We start from the raw sequence: 25649 nt of genomic DNA, 5'->3' as shown, positions 1-25649 counted from the left end.
ACTTTTAATCCAATTTAATCATTCAAAATAGCTTATTCAATTAGCTGTTTAGGGAAACTTATATTCAAAATTTGCAGGGATTGTGCAATGAAAAAAAGTAATTTTTTATGTCTTATTAGTGTACTTATTGGAACAAATACAGCTTGTTTTGCTGAGAACTTATTTGATGTAAATCGGACAAATTTAACAGGGGATTGGGATGGCAAACGAACAGCTTTAGCAGATAAAGGAATCAAATTTGATGCTAGTTCCAATCTCGATATTGCTTATTTAGCAGATGGTGGATATGCCCCACGACAAGACCCAACATATGTTAGCCAGTTTTCACTCGGTTCAACTTTAGATTTAGAAAAATTGATAAATGTAGACGGGGTGAGTGTCAGAGTATTAATTATGGCAAGACAAGGGCAAAGTGTATCAGTAGAGCAGATTTCCGATCCGCAAGCACCGCAATTGGCCAATGTACAGGCAAATTATGGTCGGGGTAATTCGGGTACAAGGCTTGCAGAACTGTCGATTGAAAAGAATTTCAGTAACGCAGTTACCAGTATTCGAGTTGGGCGTTTTGCCATGGGAACCTATTTCAATGTGATGTCTTGTGACTTTCAAAATAATTCTTTTTGTGGTGCACAAATGGGGAAATGGCAAGGCAATAAATGGATTAATGCACCTGTAAGCCAGTGGGCAGTAATGTCTAAATATAGTTTTAATCCTGAAGCTTTTATTCAATTTGGTGTATTCGAATATAACCCAAAAAACTTGGAAGAAAACGAAGGATGGAATCTAGATACAAAAGATGCAGACGGTTTTAATATTCCTGTCGAGTTGGTATGGCAGCCTAAAAACGCAGTTAATGACTTGCCTGGAATATATCGTATAGGAGCATTTTATAATACTTCTGATGAGGCCGATAATCAAAAGGACATCGTAACAGGAGAGTCTGAAGATAATACATATGGAGTATGGGGAGGAGTAGAACAGCAGTTATCGTCTAGGAATTTACCAAATCAAGGATTATATGGATTCATGAACTTCAGTTTCCATAATAAAACTACGAATAAAATTGGAAATATGCAACAAGTTGGTTTGAAATATATTGGTCTTTTAGATACCCATGCAAATGATATTTTTGGATTAGCAATAAACAGAATAAGTGTTAGCGACCGATTCCGTGCAAACTATTCAAATATTAATGAAGATGCTGAATATAATTTCGAAATTAATTACTCCTACTTCCCTGTTAAATGGTTAATGCTACGACCAAATATGCAGTACATCATCCATCCAGGTGCAACCAATTATATAAATAACGCTTTAGTACTAGGCTTCAGTTCGAAAATTATTTTTTAAAAATTAATGAATTGTTATTTCAGCTTTTGAAATACGAACTTTTCCTTTACTAGCTAAAAAAATATTTAGCGCCAAACTACGAATATCTTTAATAAGATTATGAATATATTACGAAATAAATGGGTATATAAATGATTAAGCCTATCCAGAAAATACTTATTGCTAATCGTGGCGAGATCGCGATTCGAGTCATGCGTGCTGCCTCAGAAATGGGCATCCGTACAGTTGCAATTTATGCAGAAGAAGATAAATTTGCCCTGCATCGCTTTAAATCGGATGAAGCTTATCAGGTAGGGGCAGGGAAAAAACCAATCGCTGCCTATCTGGATATTGAAGATATTATCCGTATTGCAGTTGAGGCAGGGGTAGATGCTATCCACCCAGGTTATGGCTTCCTGTCTGAAAACCCTGAGTTTGCAGAGGCTTGTAGCCAAGCTGGCATTCGCTTTATCGGTCCAAAACCAGAAGTAATGCGTCAGTTAGGCAATAAAGTGATGGCCCGTAAGGTTGCAATGGTTGCATGTGTGCCAGTTATTCCTGCTACAGCAGCACTACCTGAATGCATTGAAGACTGTCAGTTACTGGCAGCTGAGGTAGGCTATCCACTCATGCTCAAAGCGAGCTGGGGCGGTGGAGGTCGTGGCATGCGCGTGGTTGAACATGAGAAGGAACTCGAAGATGCAATTACTGTTGCACGTCGTGAAGCCAAATCTGCGTTTGGCAATGACGAAGTTTATCTAGAGAAACTGATTCGCCATGCCCGTCATGTAGAAGTGCAGATATTAGGTGATACCCATAGCAATATTGTGCATCTATTTGAACGAGATTGCACTGTCCAACGACGTAATCAGAAGGTGGTTGAGCGTGCGCCTGCACCTTATTTGTCCGAAGCCCAACGTAATAAAATATGTGAGGCCGCTTTAAGATTGGCTCGCGCAGTAAATTATACTCACGCCGGTACGGTCGAGTTCTTAATGGATGCTGAAACAGAAAACTTCTATTTTATTGAAGTTAACCCGCGTATTCAGGTGGAGCATACAGTCACAGAAGAAATTACTGGCATTGATATTGTTAAAGCACAAATTCGGGTGACTGAAGGTGCCGCGATTGGAGATGGTAGCAGTTTTATTCCACCCCAGGAGCAAATTAAACTGTTAGGCCATGCATTACAATGCCGTCTCACCACCGAAGACCCTAAAAATGGCTTTATGCCGGACTATGGACGTTTGACCGCATTTCGTAGCGCAACTGGTTTTGGGGTACGGGTAGACAGTGGTACTGCCTATACTGGTGCAGTCATTACGCCTTATTATGATTCATTACTGGCTAAGGTAACGGTTCGTGGTGCAAGTGCGGATGAAGCTAATGCCCGTATGCTACGAGCATTACAAGAGTTTCGTATTCGTGGTGTTTCAAATAATTTGGCATTTCTAGAAAATGTGGTGACACATCCTCTATTTACACAAGGTACCTGTACTACCCGATTTATTGATACCACTCCTGAATTATTTAACCTTAAACCTAAGCAGGACCGTGCGACAAAGTTATTAGAGTTTTTAGGTGACATTACCGTCAATGGGCAACCTGAACTTAAAGGACGTCCGCTTCCTGAGACAGTTCCAGCTCCAGCACAGTTACCAATATTTAACTTGAATCAGAATATTCCAAGCGGAACCCGAGACCAGTTTAAATTACTGGGTGCAGAAGGGTTCTCAAATTGGATGCTAGATCAAAAGCGTGTATTGGTTACTGATACCACTATGCGTGATGCCCACCAGTCCTTATTTGCAACACGAATGCGGACCGCAGATATGTTGGCTATTGCACCTTATTACTCCCAGATGGCCAGTGAGCTATTTTCACTAGAGTGCTGGGGGGGCGCAACCTTTGATGTGTCGATGCGTTTTTTAAAAGAAGATCCGTGGGAACGTTTAGCTAGACTTCGTGAAGCAGTGCCGAACATTTTATTTCAAATGTTGCTTCGCTCATCTAATGCCGTGGGTTATACCAACTATCCAGATAATGTGGTTCGCCACTTTATTGCACAGGCAGCACAAGGTGGAATCGATTTATTTCGTGTATTCGATTCGCTAAATGCAGTTGATAACATGCGGGTTGCTATTGATGCGGTTCGAGAGTCGGGCATGTTGTGTGAAACAGCAATCTGTTATACCAGCGATATCTTTGACAATAACCGCAGATATAACCTCAACTACTATGTTGATATGGCAAAGCAGCTACAAAAGGCAGGAGCCAATATCCTGGCTATTAAAGATATGGCGGGGATATGCAAACCAGCCGCAGCACGTGAGCTGGTCAAAGCATTGAAAGAAGAAACCGGACTGCCAGTTCATTTTCATACCCATGACACCAGTGGTATTGCAGCAGCCAGTATTTTGTCAGCAATTGAGGCAGGCGTAGATGCTGTTGATACTGCCATGGATGCCATGAGCGGTCTCACTTCACAACCAAGCATGGGCTCTGTGGTTGCGGCCTTACAAAATACAGATCGGGACACAGGACTTAACCCTAACAACCTGCAACAGCTTTCGACATACTGGGAAGGTGTGCGCCATATCTATAAGCCGTTTGAGGCGGATATGCGTGCTGGTACAGCTGATGTCTATCATCATGAAATGCCGGGTGGACAATATACTAACTTGCGTGAACAAGCTCGTTCAATGGGTATTGAAGAGCGCTGGACGGAAGTATCTGATGCCTATGCACAAGTTAACTTATTGTTCGGTGACATTGTTAAAGTCACTCCAACCTCTAAAGTGGTGGGTGATATGGCCTTATATATGGTATCGAACAATCTTAGTCCACAAGATATTGAAGATTCTGAACTTGAAATTGATTTCCCTGAGTCGGTGGTTTCCCTGTTTAAGGGGGAGCTAGGCATACCAGTACATGGTTTTCCAGAAAAGTTACAGAACAAGGTATTAAAAGGTGCAGCCCCGTTAAATGACCGTCTTGGTGCAGTTATGCCACCAGCCGATCTGGCGGGTAAAAAAGCAATGCTTGAGAATATGTTTGGGAAACTAGTCACTGAACAAGAATTGGCGTCATACCTGATGTATCCAAAAGTCTTTACCGACTTTATGCAGCACGAAATGAAATATGGCACGGTCTCAAGTATTCCATCTTCAGCGTTCTTTTATGGTCTAAAAGAGCAAAGTCCAGTCGAAATCGAACTTGAACGCGGTAAAGTACTCGAAATAAAACTGTTGGGCCGCTCAGAAGCCAAGGATGGAGTGATTGATCTGTTTGTAGAGCTGAACGGCCAGTTACGTCTGGTTCAGATTAAACAGGCAAGCCAAAAAGAATCGACGGCTCATTCAAAGGCAGACCCGAAGAATCCAAAACATATCGGTGCTTCGATGCCGGGCATGATTAGTACAGTACCTGTAAAACTTGGTCAGTCTGTCAGGAAAGGTGAAACCTTATTTACCATTGAAGCAATGAAAATGGAGATTGTGATTAAAGCTGATCAGGACTGTGTGGTTCAGGAAGTTTTAATGGGTGTGGGTAATCAGGTTAAAAATATGGATTTAGTTTTAATATTAAATTAAAAGATTTAGTTATAATTTTGGCACTGTTGCAAATAGAGATTTGAGTCGATGATGTTCCCTTAAAAAGTTCTTAGAGATCGAAAAATCTGTTGATTAGATGTATTAATTCAGACTTGATCGGACATAGCTCTTGAAAAATAGGAAGTTACCCATTTTGATGTGTGCTGAAAAAACAGGACACTTCGACTTGGGAGATTCTATGCAGCCAATTTAAAAAAGTCCTCTGCTGTTTGATTTGGTGTTTTAAAATCCAGTCCTTTCTGAACTCTCTGCTGATTATAAAATAGCTCTATGTATTTTGTAATATCTGCTTTAGCTTCCTCTCTTGTTTGATAGTTGCGATGATGAACCAATTCATTTTTTAATATTCCCCAAAAGCTCTCAATCGGTGCATTATCGTAACAATCACCGCGTTTAGTCATTGAACCCTGAAATCCATATTTTTCAAGTATATTCCGATATTCATGACTGCAATATTGACTACCCCTATCTGAATGAACGATCAAGCCTTCAGTTGGCTCATGATTGCCAATAGCCATACTCAGTGCATTACAAACAAGCTGTGACGTCATACGCTCATTTAAGCTATAGCCAACGATTTGTTGGCACTGTTGCAAATAGGCTGACATGATAAGCTAAATATCTTAGATTGGTGTAAAAATAAAGTTAGTAAATAGATTATATAAATCAAATATTTTTTATCAAAACGTAAATTTGATTGATTCAAATTTATTTATATTTGGGACTATGCTAGTCTATTATTTCAACGCTAAAAAAATTAACTAAGAAGAAAAAATGATGACTCCATTGCTCATTGATGCATTAACAATATCTGAAGGCAGGTTTAAAAAACCATGCCCAGTTTTGGTTTTAAAAATGATGTTACGCAATGAGGAAACGAATAGTTTTTCAGCAGAAATAAAAAATCAAGCACTACTACTTCTCGCGGCATATCGTAAGTTATTACTTGCTGTCTACATGGATTTATGTGATGTAAAAAGTCTGAAGAACAGTGTTAAAAGAAGACATTGGGCTAAAGCAAATACAGCGCAGTATACGTTGGTTGTAGCAAAAGAACTTCGAATAAAGAATTTAGATCTAGAAGAAATGATTTTGTTTTTAAATACACATCATTTCTTAAAAAATCTTCCGATTTTCTTTGTTCGAAAATTAGTAGGTTGGGCACCACCAGTGGTTAGTGGTACTTTTTTAATCGAAAATGTTTTAGCAGGTTATATCGCCCAAAAGCTTTTGCCATCAGAAAAAATTAAAGTAAAAGAGCTTGGCAAGTCTGTGCAACCATATTTTCATTTAGCTGACTTTTTTGTTTTTTTACCTCAACTGGAGAAACTCTATCAAAAACATAAGAAGCAAATTGTTTGTGTGGCACCAACGGCTGAAGTTGCTTTAACTTTAACAGACTTTAAGAAAGCATGGATTTATCGTCTTAGGAATATGCCATGAAGACTCATTTTGAGCAGCTTCGAGACTGGATGAAGCTGTATGAAAATATAGAAGAAGAAGTGCTTATCCAAGCATTATTTTTGTTACGTGCTCATTATAGCTTAGCTGGTATTGTTATCATTTGTCAGCGAATTTTCACATTGATTGGTGATAAAGAATTGCCAGGATTTCGTGATGAGCTTAATACTTTAAAGATCATTAGTACATTAAAGGAATCTCCAGAACATTCACATTTTTTCTCAGGAACAATAGATAGAAATAGACATACACCCACGCCATTACGTCCATACACTGGAGACAGTGGAATTTGTGACTTGCTCTTGATTCAAGCAGGCCGAATTGAGAGTAATGAGCGTTTTGATAATTTAATCATTTGGTTTTTAGAGCAAATATTTCACTATCAACAAAAGGTACATACTTTAACGCTCTATAGTGATTATTTAAATGGTGATGGACGCATAAAGCTGAAAGATCAAAAAGGCTCTCGTGTCTATAACGCCTTTTTAGCGATTAGGCTGTTGGGTGATCCAAGTTATAAGGATATTTTAGAACAAGTCGAAAAATTACTGACCAATAAAGAATTGGAAGAATTTATTAATCTAATGTCCGCTGTTTGTAAAGATAAGCCATTAGTTGAAAAATTACTGACCAATAATGAACCGGAACAATTGATTAATCTAATGTCCGCTGTCTATAAAAATAAGCGCTTAGTCGAAAAATTACTGACCAATAAAGAACTGGAAGAATTTATTAATCTAATGTCCGCTGTTTGTAAAGATAAGCGATTACAGGAAGTTTTTTATGCATTAAAGCTGTTTTTATCACAAATTTGGCGAAATGATTCACTAAAAAATAAGAAAAAACGTCGAGAGTTTTTACACCGTATAGGGGTAAAGCATCAAAAACTGATCTTGCAACGATACGGCTCATTAAGTATTGCCATCCAACCTTTGGAGGATATGGATGAAATACATCGTGGTCTGGTCACTGATGTATTTGGGTATGATGATATTGAAGAAGATGAAACACCATTGGAGCCGTTATTTACATTTTTTTTGGCAGAACAATCCGATTTAATTCGAGGTTTTTATGCCTCTAAGTCTGTTTCTCAGCATCTTGAAGCTGCAAATGTTGGTTTGGTTTGGACCAAATGGAAATTGTCATTAAATTCGATCCAAGAAGTATTTAGATTATGTCGACCATGTGAGGCTGATACTAGCTTAATTCTACGCGCAAAATTAGCTTTAATATTGAGTTTACTTACAGGACGTTCGGTGAGTGAGTTAACAGCGCCGTATTTTAGTCAAAATACTGATCAGAACAATATTGCTGATCAGTATGATCAACACACTGATCAGCATAATATTACTATTCTGTATGATCATACTTTATCTGCATATGTATTGAGTGTTTTCGCAGGTACACCAACACTCAAAATAAAGCCAGAAGAATCTAAATTTCATGTGCCATGGACCAAGAGACTACATTTAGTTTTACCAAATGAGCTCAATAATTTGATTACTCAAGTAAAAAATCTTGCGATTAAAACCCGTCAACTCGCAGTTGAGCGCGAAGTGAAAACACTTATTAATAGTGTGCCTAAAGAATTAGAAATAAGCCTCAAAAGTATTAAAGATGTTCTTCCGCAGTTGTTATATCAGCATAGCCAAGGTGATTTAGCTGTCGTTAAAGCAGTGACGAATGCATCAGGTCTGAATTATGATAACTTGATTCATTATGCATCTTTTGATCAAAAGAAACTTGAACAGTTATGGGCGGATTGTTTAAGAACGATAAAAATTGATATTCCTGAATATATACACTCTTCTAGTGAACGTGTGGGTAGCCCGACAGGGATCAAGATTGCTGAAATACAAAATGAAATTACACGCATAAAAACAACGATAAATCAGGCTGCCGAACAGAAAGATTGGCAGATGCTCTTTGATAACTTAACGTTGTATACAGAATTATGGATGAATCTTGCCACTGCAGGAAGAGGGATTAAGCAACCATTTTCAAAGTGGATCAGTCAGCAAAGTTGGGCATTGATTCAAGATAAACATCGTCCAGATGAATCAACCGATCGCTATGTGCCATTGACGGGAGCGTTGATCAGACAGATTCAAATTTTACGTGCTTTGATGAGAATGCTAGGACATCAAGTTGAACCACGTGTTGATTTATCATCTTATGCTGTGCAACTTTGTGATCCTCTTCAGATTGAAGGATTAGTCAGAAATTGGGCACGGAAGCTGGTTCGCTCTGATGATAATCAGTTATCTGGACGGTTCAAGGATGCTGGACTTGGGCACTGGGTGCGCGGTCGTTATCCATGGGATATGTTATCAGTATTTCCTGTATCAACATTTAAACAACAGTGGCTTGATGTACAAGAAAACTTGCAAAAACAGTTAGGTTTCGAATGTCTTGATGTTTTTGATTTTTTAGCAACCCAGAATATTCCAACATTTGTTTTAACCCAGGAAACTAAAACAGTTCAGGCAGAGATGAAGCCGAGAATACAATATTCAGAAAATGACGTGGAAGAATGGCTGAAAAACTCTGAGTATGAGCCCTATTGTCAGTTGATTTTTGAAGGAAATCCTGAGCCTCAAGTATCTTTAGAGCTTGGACATGTATTGGCTTCTAATTTAGCTAAAAATTCAAAGATTGATTTGCCACAAGCGATCAAGGCATATTGTGCTTATATTCGTGATAAAACTAAAATTCCTTTATTCGTTCAGCTTCCTCAACAAGCGAATCGCACATGGCTGACATCTGAAAATAATTTTAGTATCTGGTGTTATATTGAACAGAACTTACTTGCTCTTATTCAGAGAGATTTAGAACATTTACCTGAATATCAAAATTGTGATATTGAAATAGGACGTTTGCTGGTTGTACTGTCCCTGTATTCGCAACTGTGCCGAGTAAGCCATTTACAAGCGATGTTGGAGTTTATTGCTTCTGATCAACATATAGTCGCTATGGGGAATAGTCGGCTCGTTGAACTGACAGTGAATAATGATAGATCTGTGACAAAGATACGCCGTACAGTACTGTTAAGTCCTTATGTCTCGACGTTAATTTTAGTAGACCGACAGTATCTACAGCCCCGATTAAAAGAGATTTTAGCACAGCCAAGAAATCAACAAAGAACGGCTTGGCAAAAGTGTTTTAATACATATTTAAAACAAATAGGGGTTAAGTCAACTCTATCGTTAGCTCAATGGTTGAAAGCTTTACAGCAAAATGTGATGTTAAATAGCACTCCGCTGATTGCAGGTTATATATCAGGCCAAGTCCTGACTGAAGATCTTTCAATAAATGAATTATTACGCTTATTCGAATATGAAAAATTAACCACAAATTTAGATAGCACTGAGCCAGAAAGTGAAATAGGAATAGAAGATGAGCAACTCCATTTGTCTGATATTTTAGCGATGATTCAGCAACTAAAAGGTGAATCTAGATCAAGTATTTGGCTTAAACAGCTTGCCAATAATAAAACGAATCACTACTCAGTCAATTTATTAACGTGCTTTGTGCGATGGCTGATTTTACGCTGTGATGCAGAAGAGTTAAGTCTACAGAATCGAAATATGATTCATCTACATTTGGCCATCGTCAGTGCAGGTATATTGGGGTTTTCAGAAGATTTAACAAAAGATAGCCAGATTGATGAAGATGTATTTCAAAAATGGATGGAGTTGACGCAAGAGCATTTTCCACACCGCAAGCATCTCGCTGCGTGGAATCGCTTTAGAGATTTTTTAATTCAGTTAAATGATAATCGTATAAAGTTACACAAGCGTACAGCGCATCAAGCAAGTGCTAAAGTTTTTTCAAAAAATGAAGTGCAGCAGATCGTTCAAATATTACAATCTGTAGAATCTGGGGTGAATGATGCTGCTTTACGTCTAGAGATTCAGCGTCATTTTCGTTTATCTGCAGCGATGGGTGTACGCCGTTCAGAGACACTTCATTTACGGCCCTTAGATATTGATGAGGATATGCTTCGAATTCGTCCTTATGGTGAGCATCAGTTAAAAACACTTGGATCAGAACGTGTTGTTCCGATGAGTTTGTTAAGTCAGACGATTCAAAAGGGATTAGAGGACATTTATAAGAATAAAAAAAAATCGATATTAATGTCTGATGAGAACAGTGAGCATAGGCCTTTTTTTAATCAAATATCTCAAATATTAAAGAAAGTCACAGGAGATGTTGATCTCAGCTTACATCATTTAAGACATACGTTTGCAAGTGCATATACTTTAAAGTGTTTGCAAACAGTGGTGGATTTTAAAGCGCTTACGATAGAACTGCCATGGCTACAAAATTGGATGCCATCGAATGAGCAATTTAATACGCTAGTAGGCAATGAAGGACAGGTTGGGCAAGGGATTAAGGCGATTAGTCGAGTGCTTGGACATTTACATGAATCGACAACATTAAAGCATTATGTTCATATCTTATTTCTGGCTACTTATGCCTATAGCATGCAACAACAGCAACCCAATTTACATACTGCATTTTTTAAGCGAGTCATGAGTCGGAGTAATTTATTCAGGCATTTCCAAGCGATTCATCAACAGAATGGTAATCTAAAATATGAGTTGAGAGATACCATCGAAAAATATGTACTCAAAAAAAGACAAAGTCAGAGGTGGGTCATCTATGCTCAAAAAAGAGGGAATTCGACGGGAAAAGTAATTAAACACGAATTATTTCAAAAGTTTGAAGATATTGAGCGGTATCTTATTTCTGGGCAGGGGCAGCCACGATTAGATATTGAGTCCTGGAAGAGAGCTTTAATTACGATGGCAAACATTCCGTCAGGTAAACGTGGTTCAAATATAGGAAGACATCCATTATCGACACAAGGAAAGTTAGCACGTTTGCCTGAATTACTAAGTGCTGTAGATTTTAATTCTGCACAAGAGATTTTAGAGCGATTTGATTATTTAGAACAAAACCAATCAGAAACTTATAATTGGTTAATAAAAAAATGGTTGTATGAAAGTAATGTAACAAAAGTATTGATGCATTTTACGGCAGAGGATGAACCTATGCTTTCAATCCTTACAGAACATCAGTTTTTTCCGATAGTGATGAAACATAATAAATATGATTATTTTAGAATTATGTCTAAACAAGCGTCATTAAGTGCCGTGCGATGGGTACTTGCGTGGTTGAGTGTACGATATTTGGTGATTAGAGATCATAATTCTGTGAATTTGTTCAAGACAGCTACGTGTGCATAAATATCATTTACCTGACTAGGAAAACTTCTTGCTGCTCATTTATCACTTAATAATAGAGACTCAGGTATTTTTTATGGATCAACAAAGCAATAAAAACATCACATTATTCCTTGCATTTGATTTGCTACTGGAAGCTGTACAACACACTTCCTTATGGAAATAGCCTAAGCAGATATCGTTCAATTTAAGGGGCCCAGGCCTTTGCTTGGCAAATCAGATTTTAACAAAGCAAAGGCCTGGGAATCCGCGAATTTGATTTTTTTCTTTGCTTTCAATTTGATCCATACGTTATCGATTTATATTTTTTATTTAAAAATGAATAAAAAAATTCTAATTTGGTTTGACCAAAGAAAAAGATACCCATATGATAATTACATTACAGCAAAATCTGTAATCGGGCGTGGAAACCCGCATCTCAACGTACTAAAGAGTCACTTTTAGTGGCTCTTTTGTGTCTGCATGGCAATGCTTTATGGCAGGCCAAGTAGGGCAGTCTATGACTGGCCGTTTCGTTGAGCGGTATTTCCACCCCTATTTGGTTTGCCACCATCTCGTGGAAAAGATGTTGGCAAATTTCACATTGATCAACGAGATTACAATATGAAAAATATCATCTTAAAAGTACCCATTTCTCTTAGGTTTCTTTTGTTAGCGCTGACCGGATATTGACGGTCATTTAATTCATCGCTTTAACTAAATTGAACTATATGCACTTTCAAATTTCGTGCTTTAGCGAATATAGGAAAGTGCTGCCTGGAGAAAACAAAAAATGGGCCAAACTCGATTACTGACGAATATCATTCAGCGTAAAGTCATGTTGCCAGAAGAAATGTCGCCTTCAATGCAGCGTGATAATTTTGAAGTGGCACTGACTGATTTTGAAAAGCATGCCATCATCAAATGTTTATTTAAAGCGGATAACCAGCGTTCTACTGAATGTTGGAGTGTGCAGGAAATTGCAAACTTTATTGAGAATTGTACAGAAGATCAAAATATCAATTTGTGTATCTTGTATTGGAAAGATATACACGGCAACATCTATATTATCGATGGGGCGCATCGTCTTTCGAGTATTTATGCTTGGGTCAAGAGATATTTTGCAGATGAACAAGCCACTCAAGCGCCTAATTTTAGCGATCAACAAAAAGAAGATATTCGTGACCTGCGAAATCATTTAGGAGATCTAGCTGACTTCCAAAAAATTTGTATTGATCCTAAATTTGCAGAACAAAAATATAAATTAGACGATATTAAAATCAGTTTCCGGCAAGTGCTTGGTACTCCAGAAGACGCAAGACGCGTATTCCAATCGATTAATTCAGATACTAAACGCCTAGATAAATATGAGGAATATCATCTAAGAAGTCGGGGAAGTGATGCATATTATGCGATCTATGCCTGTTGTTATATCAATGACAATAAATCCAATTTAGAAGAGCTTCAATATACACGTTTAAATTCGCTGATCGAGTTGGGGGAGAAGATCCATCAGCTGCTTTTCTCTACCATATTATTACATACTGAAATGAGTCATGGCAAAAAAATTGGCTTGGTCAATGAGCTCATGAATATCATCGCGGGTGATCAGATTCATAATATCATGAGCCTGAATCAGGGTGAACGCGTTGAAAAGATCATGTCACATCTGTTTACGGTCCTTTGCAGAATGGCCACTCCTGTAAAAAATACTGGGGTTCCGAGTTTGGGCTTACATCCGTTCTTATATTTTTATAAGGACCAGCGTTTTCAGATTACTTCCTTTCTGGCATGGTTTGCTATTGTGTTTGAAATTCATGAAAGCCTGATGCAGATTCACCATCGAACCATTAGCTTTAAAGAGTTTACACGTGTCCGCCGTAGTATTGAGTTCTTGATTGCCAATTTTCCAGTGGCGACCACTGAAACGGTCGGTAAGTTCGGCAGTGGGATTAAAGGCTATGATCGGCTACAAATCGTTTATAAAGCCTTTATCTGTTTAAGCCTGGAAATGGATGTCGATTTTGAAGATGAAGAATGCCTGAACACCTTTATTTTGTCGATGTCAAAGGCTTTCAAGTACATCAACTTTAATGAGTTTTATTCTGAAAGATTTTTGGGTAATTATGATGATGGGGTTGTAGAGCATGTAGTCGGATATGTTGAATCGATTAGCCCGATCTCTCGATCAAAGCCCAAGGCCTTTTCAGCATTAACCAAAAATTTGCTTAAGCACAATTTTCTGGTGGGTAATCATAACTTTTGCCCCATTTGTGATGGATTAATCTATCTCGATTCTACTGAATCGGATCATCGGATTGCCAAAGCCGCAGGTGGCCAAGGGGTGCTAGAGAATGGTCTGCTGGTTCATCCACTCTGTAATAGAATGAAATCAGATCTGAGCCTGGAAGAGATTAGAGCGGATTTGTTTGGTGAATTACTGTATTAATCAGCAGAGTGATGAACTCATTTTCTCAAGTGTGTTAATTAATGATAAATCACATGATTTAACTTTTGATATATTCAGCCAGTGTAGCTTTTTTTAATTAAGTGCAGAATCATAGCTAGAAGCTAGCTGTAGTTTCTGAATGACCGTCAAGGTCCTTAGTTTTGCCCATTGATCCTTCTCTGGGCATTTTTTTTGATCAAAAATCATGTGTAGATGCCCTAGAATAAACCTTTTAGCATTTCATAAGCAATCAAGATTAAGCCTGACACCATCAGCACCACAAAAATGAGTTCCACTCTAGTTAACATAGTAATTCCATTTACTTTTCACTCAATTTATATGACAAATAAGTCGTAGCAGCAATGACATAACATGACATAGAAAATAATCAAAAAGACAGAATTTGGATTATCTCATCGATGAAAACCTATCAAATTTCGTCTAAAGAGTAGACCTGGTATCTTGGAGCTTGTCGTGATTAGCGTCTCTAAACTGCTATAACAGCAGTTTAGAATTTTAAATATTTCACATGAACTAGAAACTTTCCTTTTAATTAAATATATTTTAACTTAGTATCTAAACTTTGATAGAATTAATTAAAACTTTAGAGTTTAAGTGGAAACAATGAGAAAAACTAATATTCGACGTGATGGTTACTTAAAATTTCTGAATACATGGCAAAACCGTGATGTCATTAAAGTGCTTTCGGGTGTACGTCGCTCTGGAAAATCCACCTTGCTGGCGATGTTTCAACAAGACCTAAAAGCACAGGGGGTACAAGCCGAAAACATCATTGTCATCAACTTTGAATTTATGGAATTTGAAGAACTCACCGATTACCGTAAACTACATGATTATGTATTGTCAAAAGTTGATGAAAGCAAGAAAAACTATGTTTTTTTAGATGAAATACAACATGTTACCAATTTTGAAAAAGTAGTCGACTCTTTATATGTTCGGGATTATATCGATTTATATATTACAGGTTCAAATGCATTCTTTCTGAGTGGAGAACTTGCGACTTTACTCACAGGACGCTATATCGAGCAACATGTTTTACCCTTGTCATTCCAAGAGTTTAAACAGTGGCATATTGAAAATAATCCGATCATCCAACAATTATCCAATCGTGATTTGTATGCTATGTACACGCGAAGTAGTTTCCCCTATACGCTTGCCATGACCAGCCAGCAGGAAACCTATGATTACTTGCAAGCAGTCTATGCCAGTGTAATGTTTAAAGATGTTATTCCCCGTTTAAATACTGCCGATATTAACTCTCTCGAGCGTGTCGCAAGATATTTGGCAAGCGTGACAGGCTCACCCATTTCCATCAATAAAATTAAAAATACCTTTGTTTCAAGCGGGGTTAAAATCTCATTTGAAACAGTGAAGCGCTATATTCGGGGCTTACAGGACAGTTTGCTATTTTATAGCGCCGCACAGTTTAAAGTACGTGGGCGTGAGTTATTACAATCCTCTGAAAAATACTATTTAGTTGATGTTGGATTGCGCCGCATTATGTTGCCTGATGCTAATGCTGATCAAGGTCATATCTTAGAAAATGTGATTTATCTTGAGCTTGTCAGACGAGGTTATACGGTCTATGTAGGGCGGATTGATGAATATGAAATTGATTTTGTTGCTGTCGATACTTTACAGAATTTAACTTATTATCAGGTGGCATTAGAAACCCTCAATGAGGAGACACTAAGCCGAGAGTTACGTCCATTACAGAAAATTTCTGATTCATATCCCAAGTATTTACTTACCTTAGACACGATCGGGACTGAAGCCAATTATAATGGTATTGTAAAAATGAACGCTCTTGATTGGTTGCTGTCTGAAAATAAGTAAAGTGGAGTCTACTTAGGTTAGTTAAAACACACTCTGTTTCGGCCATGAACCGTACCGGGTTTGTCGGAGACCAAGCTTTCTGAGAGAATGTCCCGATGAAAAAAGTAAAATATACCCCTGAAATCAGAGAAAGAGCGGTTCAATTATTGATTGAATCCGAGAAAGATTATCCATCGAATTGGGCTGCGATCACCGCTATTGCTCCCTGAGCAGTATACTGCGCAAGGGTTGTACTCCTGAAACACTACGTGTTTGGTATCAAAAATATTTAGATAAACAAAATCCAGTTAAAGTACAGCAGCTTTCAGACCAAGAACGTATCAAACAACTGGAACGCGAAAATAAAGAACTGCAACGCGCCAATGAAATTCTACGTAAAGCAGCCGCTTTTTTCGCCCAGGCGGAGCTCGACCGCCCACACAAATAATGGTGGATTTTATCCATAATAATAAAGAGCTGTACGGAGTCGAGGCGATTTGTAGAATTTTACCGATCGCACCTTCAACCTATTACCGGACTCTAGATCTCTGTGAAAATCCAGAACATCGAGCAAAGCGAGATTTACATGACTTGCATCATGCTGAGGAGATTAAACGAATTTGGAAGGAAAGTTCAGGTCGGTATGGTGTACGTAAAGTCTGGCAAAAACTGAAACGTGAAGGCTATATTATTGCACGCTGTACTGTTGCTCGATTAATGCAAAAGCTAGGTATACAAGGTGTTTGGCGTGGTAAGAACAAACAAACCACCCGTAGCCGAGATGACCAAAAACGAGCAGATGATTTAGTGAAACGTAATTTTACTGCTGATCATCCTGACCAACTGTGGGTGAGTGACTTTACGTATATTCAAACAAATTCAGGCTGGGTTTATACTGCATTTATTATTGATGTGTTCTCACGAGCAATTGTTGGATGGAAAGTATCGACACGGATGAATACAGATATGGTGCTCGATGCATTGGAGCAAGCATTGCATGATCGAGGCATGCCAAAGAATGTGATTCATCATTCCGACAGAGGTGTGCAATATCTTTCCATTCGCTATACCAATCGTTTAGAAGCAGCAAATTTACGAGCATCAGTCGGTACGACTGGTGCTCGTAAATTTTCTGCCTCTAAACGATGACATTGTTGTCAAAATGCAGGGTATTGGTGGCTCCCCTTAGGGGCATAATTTGTTGAAGCCTAGGTTACTACGGCTTTGTTGCACAAACCTATCTGTAAAGGCTTTTTCAGCGATATAATTTTCAAATGAAGAAGCCTACACACAAAATCTACCGCACAACCAATTGGCCCACATATAACCGAGCACTTATGAGTCGCGGAAATATTGCCATTTGGTTTGATCCTGCTACGCAATGGTATGCTCCATCAAAAGGCAAACAAGGGCGAAATCAAACCTACTCCGACGCAGCCATCCAATGCTGCTTAATGATTAAATCCTTATTCCGTCTGTCTTTACGTATGGTTACTGGCTTTGTGCAAAGTCTGATTAAACTTTGCGGATTAAATTGGATAGCTCCAGATTACACCACGCTTTGTAGAAGACAAAAGCATATTGATATTGTAATCAGCTACCAAAAAAGTAGCGATGGGCTGCATCTACTCATGGACTCTACAGGCATGAAGTTTCTAGGTGAGGGCGAATGGAAGCGCAAGAAACATGGACCTGAATATCGTCGCCAATGGCGTAAACTTCATATTGGTATAGATGCTAAAACCCTACAAATACGAGCAGTTCAGCTTACAACCAATAATGTCAGTGATTCACAGGTGCTTGGTGATTTACTTAATCAGATTCCACAAGATGAGCAGATTGACTCTGTTTATACCGATGGAGCTTATGACACCAAGCAATGCCGTCAGGTCATTGCAGATCGGCAAGGGCATGCGGTGATTCCACCTAGAAAAAATGCGAAACCATGGAAAGATACAAAGAGTAGCTCGCTAGAGCGAAATGAATTACTTCGAACAATTAAACGTTTAGGCAGGACACTATGGAAAAAATGGTCAGGCTATCATCGGCGAAGTTTGGTTGAAACTAAGATGCATTGCATCAAATTATTAGGAGATAAACTCAGTGCAAGGAGTTTTGATAGCCAAGTGAATGAGATCCATGCACGTGTAGCAGTCCTTAACAGATTTACGGAATTAGGTCGACCACTTACCCAAGTTACGCCTTAAATTTGGCTCAATTAGGGGCGCTTTGCATTTCAAATCTTTGTGCAACAAAGCCACCCTTGTATAAAAGCTTAAAAGAATCTAGCAAGTCTTTATTTAATGTTAATACTCATCCAGTATTGAGGTTTTTTATCTTTTCTTGCCTGTGATCTAGGTTGTAATACTCTAATTTCATACTCGCCTGAAGCAGGTAAAATATAAATACCATTATTATCAAGCTCTGGAGAATATTCTCCAAAATTGCAATATCAATATGCTTTTGTCCTCTACAAAGCGTGGTGTACGAATATCACTGATATTCGGGGCTGCTCATCCGCAAAGTTTAATCAGACTTTACACAAAGCCAGTGACCATACGTAAAGACAGACGGAATAAGGATTTAATCATTAAGCAGCATTGGATGGCTGCGTCGGAGTAGGTTTGATTTCGCCCTTGTTTGCCTTTTGATGGGGCATACCATTGCGTAGCAAGATCAAACCAAATGGCAATATTTCCGCGATGAATGAGTGCTCGGTTATATGCGGACCAATTGGTTGTGCGATAAATTTTATGTGTATGCTTCTTCATTTGAAAAATATATTGCTGAAAAAGCCCTTAAGAACAGCTTTGTGCAACAAAGCCGTTCAAGATTGTTATGATCTTTTTTGACAGAGAACAAATTTTCCCTGATCAAGCAAATAACTTTAAAATTTTCTTAGTGAGCAAGATGGCCAATACTTATTAGAAGAAAAATCTTTTGTTTATGATGCTGAAAATGATCAATTTCTAGAATCGGATATACAGGCATTTTATTCCCTTTTGTCTGCAATTCTAGACTGGCAAGACCCGCCTTTTAAAGGCAGTTTTCCTATGTAATAACATCGATAAATCAGAATTAGGATTGTAAATTTTTCACCCACCGAATTTTTTTGTGCTAGCTGTTATAATGCGCCAAATTGCTGCCAAGTCTCATCATTATGTAAAGAGTCATAATAATTTTGCAGTTCTACTAAATCATAATATTGAATATAAGCTAATAGCAATAGGCCGAGGATCAGTCCAACTTTAAGACAACTAAGTCTATCTGGCTTTCTATATAAATTATCTATTCCAAAAGCAGTTAGAATTAAAGAAGGAACCAATACAATTGTTTTTAAATGGTTTAGAAAGTGAATTCCATGTGTATACAATAACCCAATAATAAGCAAAACTATCCCTAAACTGGTGTAAATACGGTCATGCAGAGAAGTGCGTAACGCGAAATTACATTGAAAAGCTAAAATAAAAGTTGCAAATAAATAAAAACCAGTTCCACCAATAATGAACGTATAAATTGCATTGAATAGGCAATAAGCCAACAACACTGATAGTGCGAAAGAATAGAGTTTGGTATAGAGAATGTGTGAAAAGGTGAAAATCTGTTTCATAATTTGCTCTATTGACAACTCACATCCTATTAAAAGAGGATTTGAAGCTTAACATACTATTCACTTTTTGCCACTGGGGCATGTTTTTTTAGTGTTGGAGATGGCTTGAATAAATGTCGCGTACGAGTAGAGCTTAGACCACAGATTATTAAACACAGCGTCCCTCCAATAAGTACTGCTGGCACCACAGAAAAATAGCGCGTCATCAGGCTCATGTGTAGGGCACCGAGCTGATTGCCTGAAGTGACTAATATGCCATTTAAAGCCGCTACACGCCCTAATAGTGCTTTTGGGGGGAGTTGCTGTAATAAAGTTTGTCGAATGACCATGCTAATGCTATCAAAGGCACCGATTAAAACAAGGAAGAAGACTGAGAGCCAAACATGGGAGGATAGTGCAAAGGCTAAAATACATAAAGCAATTGCAAAACTACTATAGAGCATATTTCTCCATGCATTTTGCATCGGAGAATAACAGGTCAACATCAACATCATGATACAGGCGCCAATAGCTGGTGCAGCTCTGAGTATACCTAAGCCTTCAACACCAAGATGCAGGATATCGTGTGCAAAAATAGGCAGTAAGATAATGACACTACAAAAAAGCATGACGCTGAGATCCAGCAACATACTCCAAAACATTAGTGGATGTTTAAAAATAAACAAATAGGCTTCTTTCAAACTTTTGCTCAAATGCTGTTTATGTGGGCTAGGGAATTGACGAGGACTTAATCTGAATAAGCAGATGCTACCCACGCAACACAAGAAAAAAACAATAAAGAGGGTCTTTTCAAGCCCAAGTTGGCCGAGTAAAAGTCCTGCGCATAAAGGCGCTAAAATGCCGCCTATTTGCCAAATGAGCGCGGTCCATGTGGCTGCATTGCTATAGGCTGACTCGGGGGTTAGAAAAGGGCGTAATGAATTAAATGATGGGCTGTAAATGCCTCTAAGTATGCCTAAGCAAAAGATGAGGCTATAAATGCCGCATAAAAGTGTATTTTGTTGAATGTGCTGTTGTTGGTACTGAGAAAAAAGAACAATAAATAATAATGGAATTAAAGTGCTACAGCTAAAACTCCACTGCACAATTTTTTGTCGGTTATAGCGATCAGCCCAGTCGCCACTGATCAGGGAGAGGCAAATAAAGGGGAGTAACTCAATTAAGGCAATCATGCCAAGGCTGAGTGGATTTTGAGTGAGTTGATAGATACTATAGGCAATGACGACTTCTTGAATCATGATGGTTAGAATTAAGCACAACTGATTGACACTCAGAAGTGAAAAATCACGTGAACGAAAAGCCAAAAAAGCATCGGAATGGAAAAGCGACATAAACAGAATAGTTTCAAATATGAATTAAAAAAGGATGGCGCAAAGTCCATCCTTTTTAGGGTTTAAAGCAGATTACTGTGCTTTTGCTACCGCAATAGTTTCGTCATTTGCAGCTTTAGCCATAGGTGTATATTTCAAACCAAGGGTTGTGCTGGTGTATTGGCGAACTTGGTCAAGAAGCACAGGATTAGTGCTGAGTTCTTGTTGGTACGATTTTACAATTTCATGTAATTTCGGATTCCATTTACCTGCTACTTGCTGAGGGAATGCTTTTTCAAGCAAGCTCAACATAATATAAGGGGAAGTTGAAGCACCAGGAGACGCACCTAATAGGGCAGTCACAGCACCATCTTGTGATGCAAAAATCTCGGTACCAAATTGCAAGCTTGCAGGTTTGCCTGGTTCTTTCTTAATGATTTGAACACGTTGACCACCTTGATTCATGCGCCAGTCTTCTGGTTTTGCATCAGGATAGTATTTTTTCAACTCATTAAAACGGTCTTCATCGGTCATCATGACTTGGCTAACTAAGTATTTCACCAAATCAAGATTTTCCATACCCACAGCGGTCATTGGTAAAACGTTGTTCTTAGTGGTTGATTTCAATAAATCAAGCTGAGAACCTTGTTTTAAGAACTTGTTTGAATAAGTTGCAAATGGACCAAACAACACATATTTTTTACCGTCGATATAACGTGTATCAATATGTGGAACAGACATTGGCGGTGCGCCTAATTCAGCACGACCATAAACTTTTGCAGTATGACCTTCAGTGACTTTTGGGTTGTCGGTCATTAAGAACACGCCACCTACAGGGAAGCCAGCATATTGCTTCGCTTCTGGTAAGCCTGTCATTTGTAAAAGTTTAACCGCTGCACCGCCTGCACCAATAAAGACAAAGCGCGTTTTCACGTGATCTGTTTTCCCTGTAGTGAGGTTTTTAAATGCAACAGTCCACGTTTTATCATCGTTTTGGCTAATGCCAGTCACTTCAGTCGATGTTTGTAACTGGAAATTAGATTGTTTTTTAAGGTGATCGACCAATTGAGTGGTGATCGAACCATAGTTCACATCCGAACCTACATCCATGCGTGTTGCAGCTACTTTTTGTGCAGCATCACGGCCATTCATCACCAATGGGGCCCATTGTTTAATTTCAGCAGGATCCTCAGAGAATTTCATGCCATAAAACATTGGGTTTTTAACCATTGCAGCGTAACGTTTTTCGAGGAAATTCACGTTATCGCCCCAAACGAAAGCAATGTGCGGTACAGGGTTGATGAAACTATTTGGTCGTCCCAAAACACCTTCTTTGACTTGATAAGACCAGAACTGTTTTGCAACTTCAAATTGTTCAGCCACTTTTGCAGCTTTGGTAATGTCCATTTTCCCATCTTTTTCAGAGGTGTAGTTCATTTCCATAAAGCCAGAGTGACCTGTGCCAGCATTATTGAAGCCGTTAGAGCTTTCTTGTGCAACTTTGTCTAGGCGTTCATACATGCGAATTTGCCAGTTTGGCTCAAGTTCACTAAGATATGTGCCTAGGGTTGCACTCATGATGCCCCCACCAACTAAGACTGCGTCAACGACAGGCTCATTGCTGGTGTTTTGAATTTTCTTAGACGCGATAGGTCTAAATAAAAAGATTAGTGCTGCAATAATAAGCAGAACGATGAATACCAATAGGTATTTTAAAAATTTGTTCATGCGATTATGACCATGGAGGGCAGGTTTGGATCGCTTTATAGCGAAGACAAGAATAACAATTATGGTGATAGGGAACACTTGTAAAGAATTAGCTTAGAGAATTGAAGTAATACTCAAAATTACAAGTATGCAAAGATTAACGTTCGAAGCTATCACACATTTTTGATTGATGGATATTTTAGACTAAATACATATTGACTTAGTAATTTTTATTGTAAATGAACATGATTAAAATATAAATACCAATGATGTTTGTTTTTATTGGTTTTTATTGGTTTTTATTTTAATTCAATATCTGGGTTAAAAAATCAGATGTTGAATATTTATACAAATACTCAGTAATTTATGAAAAAGAAGCTTATAACTTGTTTCAAGATTACTTTCCAACGGCTTTATTGCACAAAGATTTGAAAGGCAAAGCGCCCCTAATTGAGCCAAATTTAAGGCGTAACTTGGGTAAGTGGTCGACCTAATTCCGTAAATCTGTTAAGGACTGCTACACGTGCATGAATCTCATTGACTTGGCTTTGAAAGCTCCTTGCACTGAGTTTATCTCCTAATAATTTAATGCAGCACATCTTAGTTTCAACTAAACTTCGCCGATGATAGCCTAAATATTTTTCCATAGTGTCTACCTGAGAAGCACTGCTTCGCAAGATTAACTGTTCGAAGTAATTCATTTCGCTCTAGCGAGCTGAACCGTACCGGGTTTGTCGGAGGCGAATTTCGAGTAATTTATGGGACAGTTTTGTCACTGCTTTTAAAATTATAAGCAATCGATTGGTAAGTTCTTTACTGTAGGTATTGAAGGTAATAATTGCAGAATCAGGCATCGGCTCAGGCGTGGATTTAGGAGAAGCTGTAATTTTTCGAAAAAGTTAGAAAACCACTTTAAGGCTTTCGATTTAACCTTCTTCCACATCAATAATGGCTGCATTTAATCCCAGCATACTTTTTGAAACACCACCACTTCAATTCAAACAAATTTTAAGAAAAAATCTAAAAAAATTCTCTTTAGAATCTATAGGAAAAACCTAATAAGAATCAAGAATATATACAAAATGATAAAATTTTAAATATTAATGGAATGACTTTAAATTCACTTTTATAACTAAGCAAAGCCACAATTAATCAGAAATTATGATAAGATCAGCTTTCTTAAAAAATGTATTTTTTATAAAGATGAATTGCTTAGGTAATTTTTACTGTCTTTAGCACATTTTATTATTTTTTCTTTTTTTTAATTCACATCCTATTTTGAACAGATTTTTAATCGCTCAATTTAGGATTGTATTTGCTTATCTTTATAATGCTTATATTTCAAATCCTAAATTGTGACACTCAAAATTGGAGAGGTAATTAAGAACTCAAAACTAATGGAGATAGCAATGGATCGAATTGCAATTATTGGTGCTGGCCCAAGTGGCATGGCCCAATTAAGAGCGTTTCAGTCAGCAAAGGCCAAAGGTCTACAAGTTCCTGAAATTGTATGTTTCGAAAAACAAAATGATTGGGGCGGGCTATGGAACTATACTTGGCGCACTGGTATAGATGAACATGGGGAACCTGTCCACGGCAGTATGTACCGCTATTTATGGTCAAATGGCCCCAAAGAAGCGCTAGAATTTGCCGATTATACTTTTGATGAACATTTCAAAAAACCAATCGCTTCATATCCACCACGTGCAGTACTGTGGGATTACATCAAAGGCCGTGCAGAAAAAGCACAGGTCAAAGATTTAGTTCGTTTCAATAGTGCCGTTCAGCATATTGCCTATGATGAAACAACGCAAAAATTCACGGTAGATGTCGAAGATTATGCACAACAACAGCATTATTCAGAACAATTTGATTATGTTGTCGTTGCATCTGGACACTTCTCTACCCCACGCGTTCCTGTTTATGAAGGCTTTGATCAATTCCATGGTCGCATTTTACACGCACACGACTTCCGTGATGCGCTGGAATTTAAAGGCAAGTCTGTGTTATTGGTTGGCAGCAGCTACTCTGCCGAAGACATTGGTTCGCAATGTTATAAATACGGTGCTAAGCAAATTTACAGTTGCTATCGTAGTAAAGCCATGGGCTTTAAATGGCCTAAAAACTGGTCTGAAAAGCCACAATTACTGCGTGTAGATGAAAATACTGCTTATTTTAGTGATGGAACATCTGCCAAAATTGATGCCATTATTTTATGCACAGGCTATTTGCACCACTTCCCATTTATTGAAGATAACCTACGCCTCAGAACACATAACTGCCTTTATCCGCAGGGTTTATATCAGGGTGTGGTGTGGGAAAAGAATCCTCGCTTGTTCTACTTGGGCATGCAAGATCAATGGTACACCTTCAATATGTTCGATGCGCAAGCATGGTTTGTCCGTGATGTGATTTTGGGCAAAATTGCTTTACCAAGCACGGCAGAAATGCAGAGCCATACGCAGACCTTACATCAAAAAGAGCAGCGCCTATTGAACGATGAACAATCTGCCCGCTTCCAAGGTGACTACATCAAACGCCTGATTGCGCAGACGGACTATCCATCATTCAATATTGATGCAGTGCATGATATTTTCATGCAATGGAAAAAGCATAAAAAAGAAAACATTATGGGCTTTAGAGATAAAGTCTATCGCTCAGTAATGACTGGAAAAATGGCTAAGCCACATCACACGCCATGGTTATATGCGCTAGATGATTCTTTAGAAAACTATTTGGAAGATGAAGCACAACGTGAAGCGATGTAAGGCTTAATCACAAAAAGCCACACAATACGCAGCAAAATAGCCAACAAGCCCCATAAGTTATGGTCATGGGGTTTGTTGTTTGGACTGCCACCACTCTCCGAGACAAATAAGGCCGTACAGCCTTTACGACGTAACAACCCTGATGAACATGAACCTCTCGAAGCAAAGAAAGAAATCCTTTGCCTTAAAGCACCGAACGTTTCAATTGCTTCGGTCGCTTTGCAACATGGATTGAATACAAATCTTGTATCCAAATGGATTCGCTTAATTGATGGTAAGCCAGGGAATGATCGCTCACCACTACCGAATAAACCTGCATTTTGAACCGTACCGGGTT

At 38.4% G+C, this 25649-nt stretch carries 11 protein-coding genes, 6 pseudogenes and 1 other annotated feature; of the genes and pseudogenes, 10 read left to right on the top strand and 7 right to left on the bottom strand.

The window, feature by feature from the left end; translation table 11 throughout:
- The first annotated feature begins 87 nt into the window (after positions 1-87).
- The gene (locus CWI32_RS13925) at positions 88-1350 is read left to right on the top strand and encodes a carbohydrate porin (protein ID WP_100535579.1); all 1263 of its coding nucleotides are present in this window, start codon (positions 88-90) and stop codon (positions 1348-1350) included.
- A gap of 131 nt (positions 1351-1481) precedes the next feature.
- Positions 1482-4922, top strand: a complete 3441-nt coding sequence (locus CWI32_RS13920; protein ID WP_244783079.1) for a pyruvate carboxylase — start codon at positions 1482-1484, stop codon at positions 4920-4922.
- 197 nt (positions 4923-5119) lie between these two features.
- Here CWI32_RS13920 and CWI32_RS13915 read toward each other — a convergent pair.
- Positions 5120-5527 (bottom strand): annotated as a pseudogene (locus CWI32_RS13915) (IS3 family transposase); the annotation flags it as partial.
- 190 nt (positions 5528-5717) lie between these two features.
- Here CWI32_RS13915 and CWI32_RS13910 point away from each other — a divergent pair.
- From CWI32_RS13910 to CWI32_RS13865, 6 genes and pseudogenes are all read left to right on the top strand, one after another.
- Complete coding sequence (locus CWI32_RS13910) at positions 5718-6386, top strand: hypothetical protein (protein ID WP_005093688.1); 669 nt, start codon at positions 5718-5720, stop codon at positions 6384-6386.
- Complete coding sequence (locus CWI32_RS13900; RefSeq protein WP_252146116.1) at positions 6383-11656, top strand: tyrosine-type recombinase/integrase; 5274 nt, start codon at positions 6383-6385, stop codon at positions 11654-11656. Before CWI32_RS13910 ends, CWI32_RS13900 begins: the two co-directional genes overlap by 4 nt.
- A 769-nt stretch (positions 11657-12425) precedes the next feature.
- Complete coding sequence (locus CWI32_RS13885; protein ID WP_100535578.1) at positions 12426-14081, top strand: HNH endonuclease signature motif containing protein; 1656 nt, start codon at positions 12426-12428, stop codon at positions 14079-14081.
- A gap of 624 nt (positions 14082-14705) precedes the next feature.
- Positions 14706-15938 carry an ATP-binding protein gene (locus tag CWI32_RS13880; RefSeq protein WP_100329895.1) on the top strand — a complete coding sequence of 411 codons (1233 nt, stop codon included), beginning with the start codon at positions 14706-14708 and terminating at the stop codon, positions 15936-15938.
- Positions 15939-16033: 95 nt separating this feature from the next.
- Positions 16034-17036, top strand: a pseudogene (locus tag CWI32_RS13870) (IS3 family transposase); the annotation flags it as partial.
- Positions 16323-16439, top strand: a sequence feature (AL1L pseudoknot). It overlaps the preceding pseudogene by 117 nt.
- Positions 17037-17191: 155 nt before the next feature.
- Positions 17192-18124 carry an IS5 family transposase gene (locus CWI32_RS13865; protein WP_100535577.1) on the top strand — a complete coding sequence of 311 codons (933 nt, stop codon included), beginning with the start codon at positions 17192-17194 and terminating at the stop codon, positions 18122-18124.
- An 89-nt stretch (positions 18125-18213) separates the two neighbouring features.
- Here CWI32_RS13865 and CWI32_RS15575 read toward each other — a convergent pair.
- The 6 genes and pseudogenes from CWI32_RS15575 to CWI32_RS13835 all read right to left on the bottom strand — a co-directional run.
- Positions 18214-18363: pseudogene (locus tag CWI32_RS15575) on the bottom strand (PPC domain-containing protein); the annotation flags it as partial.
- Positions 18360-18688, bottom strand: a pseudogene (locus CWI32_RS13860) (transposase); the annotation flags it as partial. The pseudogenes CWI32_RS15575 and CWI32_RS13860, both read right to left, overlap by 4 nt.
- Before the next feature lie 353 nt (positions 18689-19041).
- Positions 19042-19527, bottom strand: coding sequence for a hypothetical protein (locus tag CWI32_RS13850; protein ID WP_100535576.1), 486 nt, complete (start codon positions 19525-19527; stop codon positions 19042-19044).
- Between the two features lie 56 nt (positions 19528-19583).
- Entirely contained in the window at positions 19584-20858 is a 1275-nt protein-coding gene (locus tag CWI32_RS13845) for an MFS transporter (RefSeq protein WP_100329929.1), read from the bottom strand.
- 72 nt (positions 20859-20930) lie between these two features.
- Positions 20931-22565: a malate dehydrogenase (quinone) gene (gene mqo / locus CWI32_RS13840; protein ID WP_005093636.1), complete on the bottom strand. Its 1635-nt coding sequence runs from the start codon at positions 22563-22565 to the stop codon at positions 20931-20933.
- A gap of 440 nt (positions 22566-23005) precedes the next feature.
- A pseudogene (locus CWI32_RS13835) lies at positions 23006-23294 on the bottom strand (IS5/IS1182 family transposase); the annotation flags it as partial.
- Here CWI32_RS13835 and CWI32_RS13830 point away from each other — a divergent pair.
- Both CWI32_RS13830 and CWI32_RS13825 read left to right on the top strand, forming a co-directional pair.
- Positions 23286-23506, top strand: a pseudogene (locus CWI32_RS13830) (IS1 family transposase); the annotation flags it as partial. The pseudogenes CWI32_RS13835 and CWI32_RS13830 overlap by 9 nt on opposite strands.
- A 447-nt stretch (positions 23507-23953) precedes the next feature.
- The gene (locus CWI32_RS13825; RefSeq protein WP_074382685.1) at positions 23954-25312 is read left to right on the top strand and encodes a trimethylamine monooxygenase; all 1359 of its coding nucleotides are present in this window, start codon (positions 23954-23956) and stop codon (positions 25310-25312) included.
- The last annotated feature ends 337 nt before the right edge of the window (positions 25313-25649 follow it).

It is taken from the genome of Acinetobacter pseudolwoffii (assembly GCF_002803605.1).
Classification (GTDB): Bacteria; Pseudomonadota; Gammaproteobacteria; order Pseudomonadales; family Moraxellaceae; genus Acinetobacter; species Acinetobacter pseudolwoffii.
This window is presented reverse-complemented; position numbering and strand designations above follow the sequence as displayed.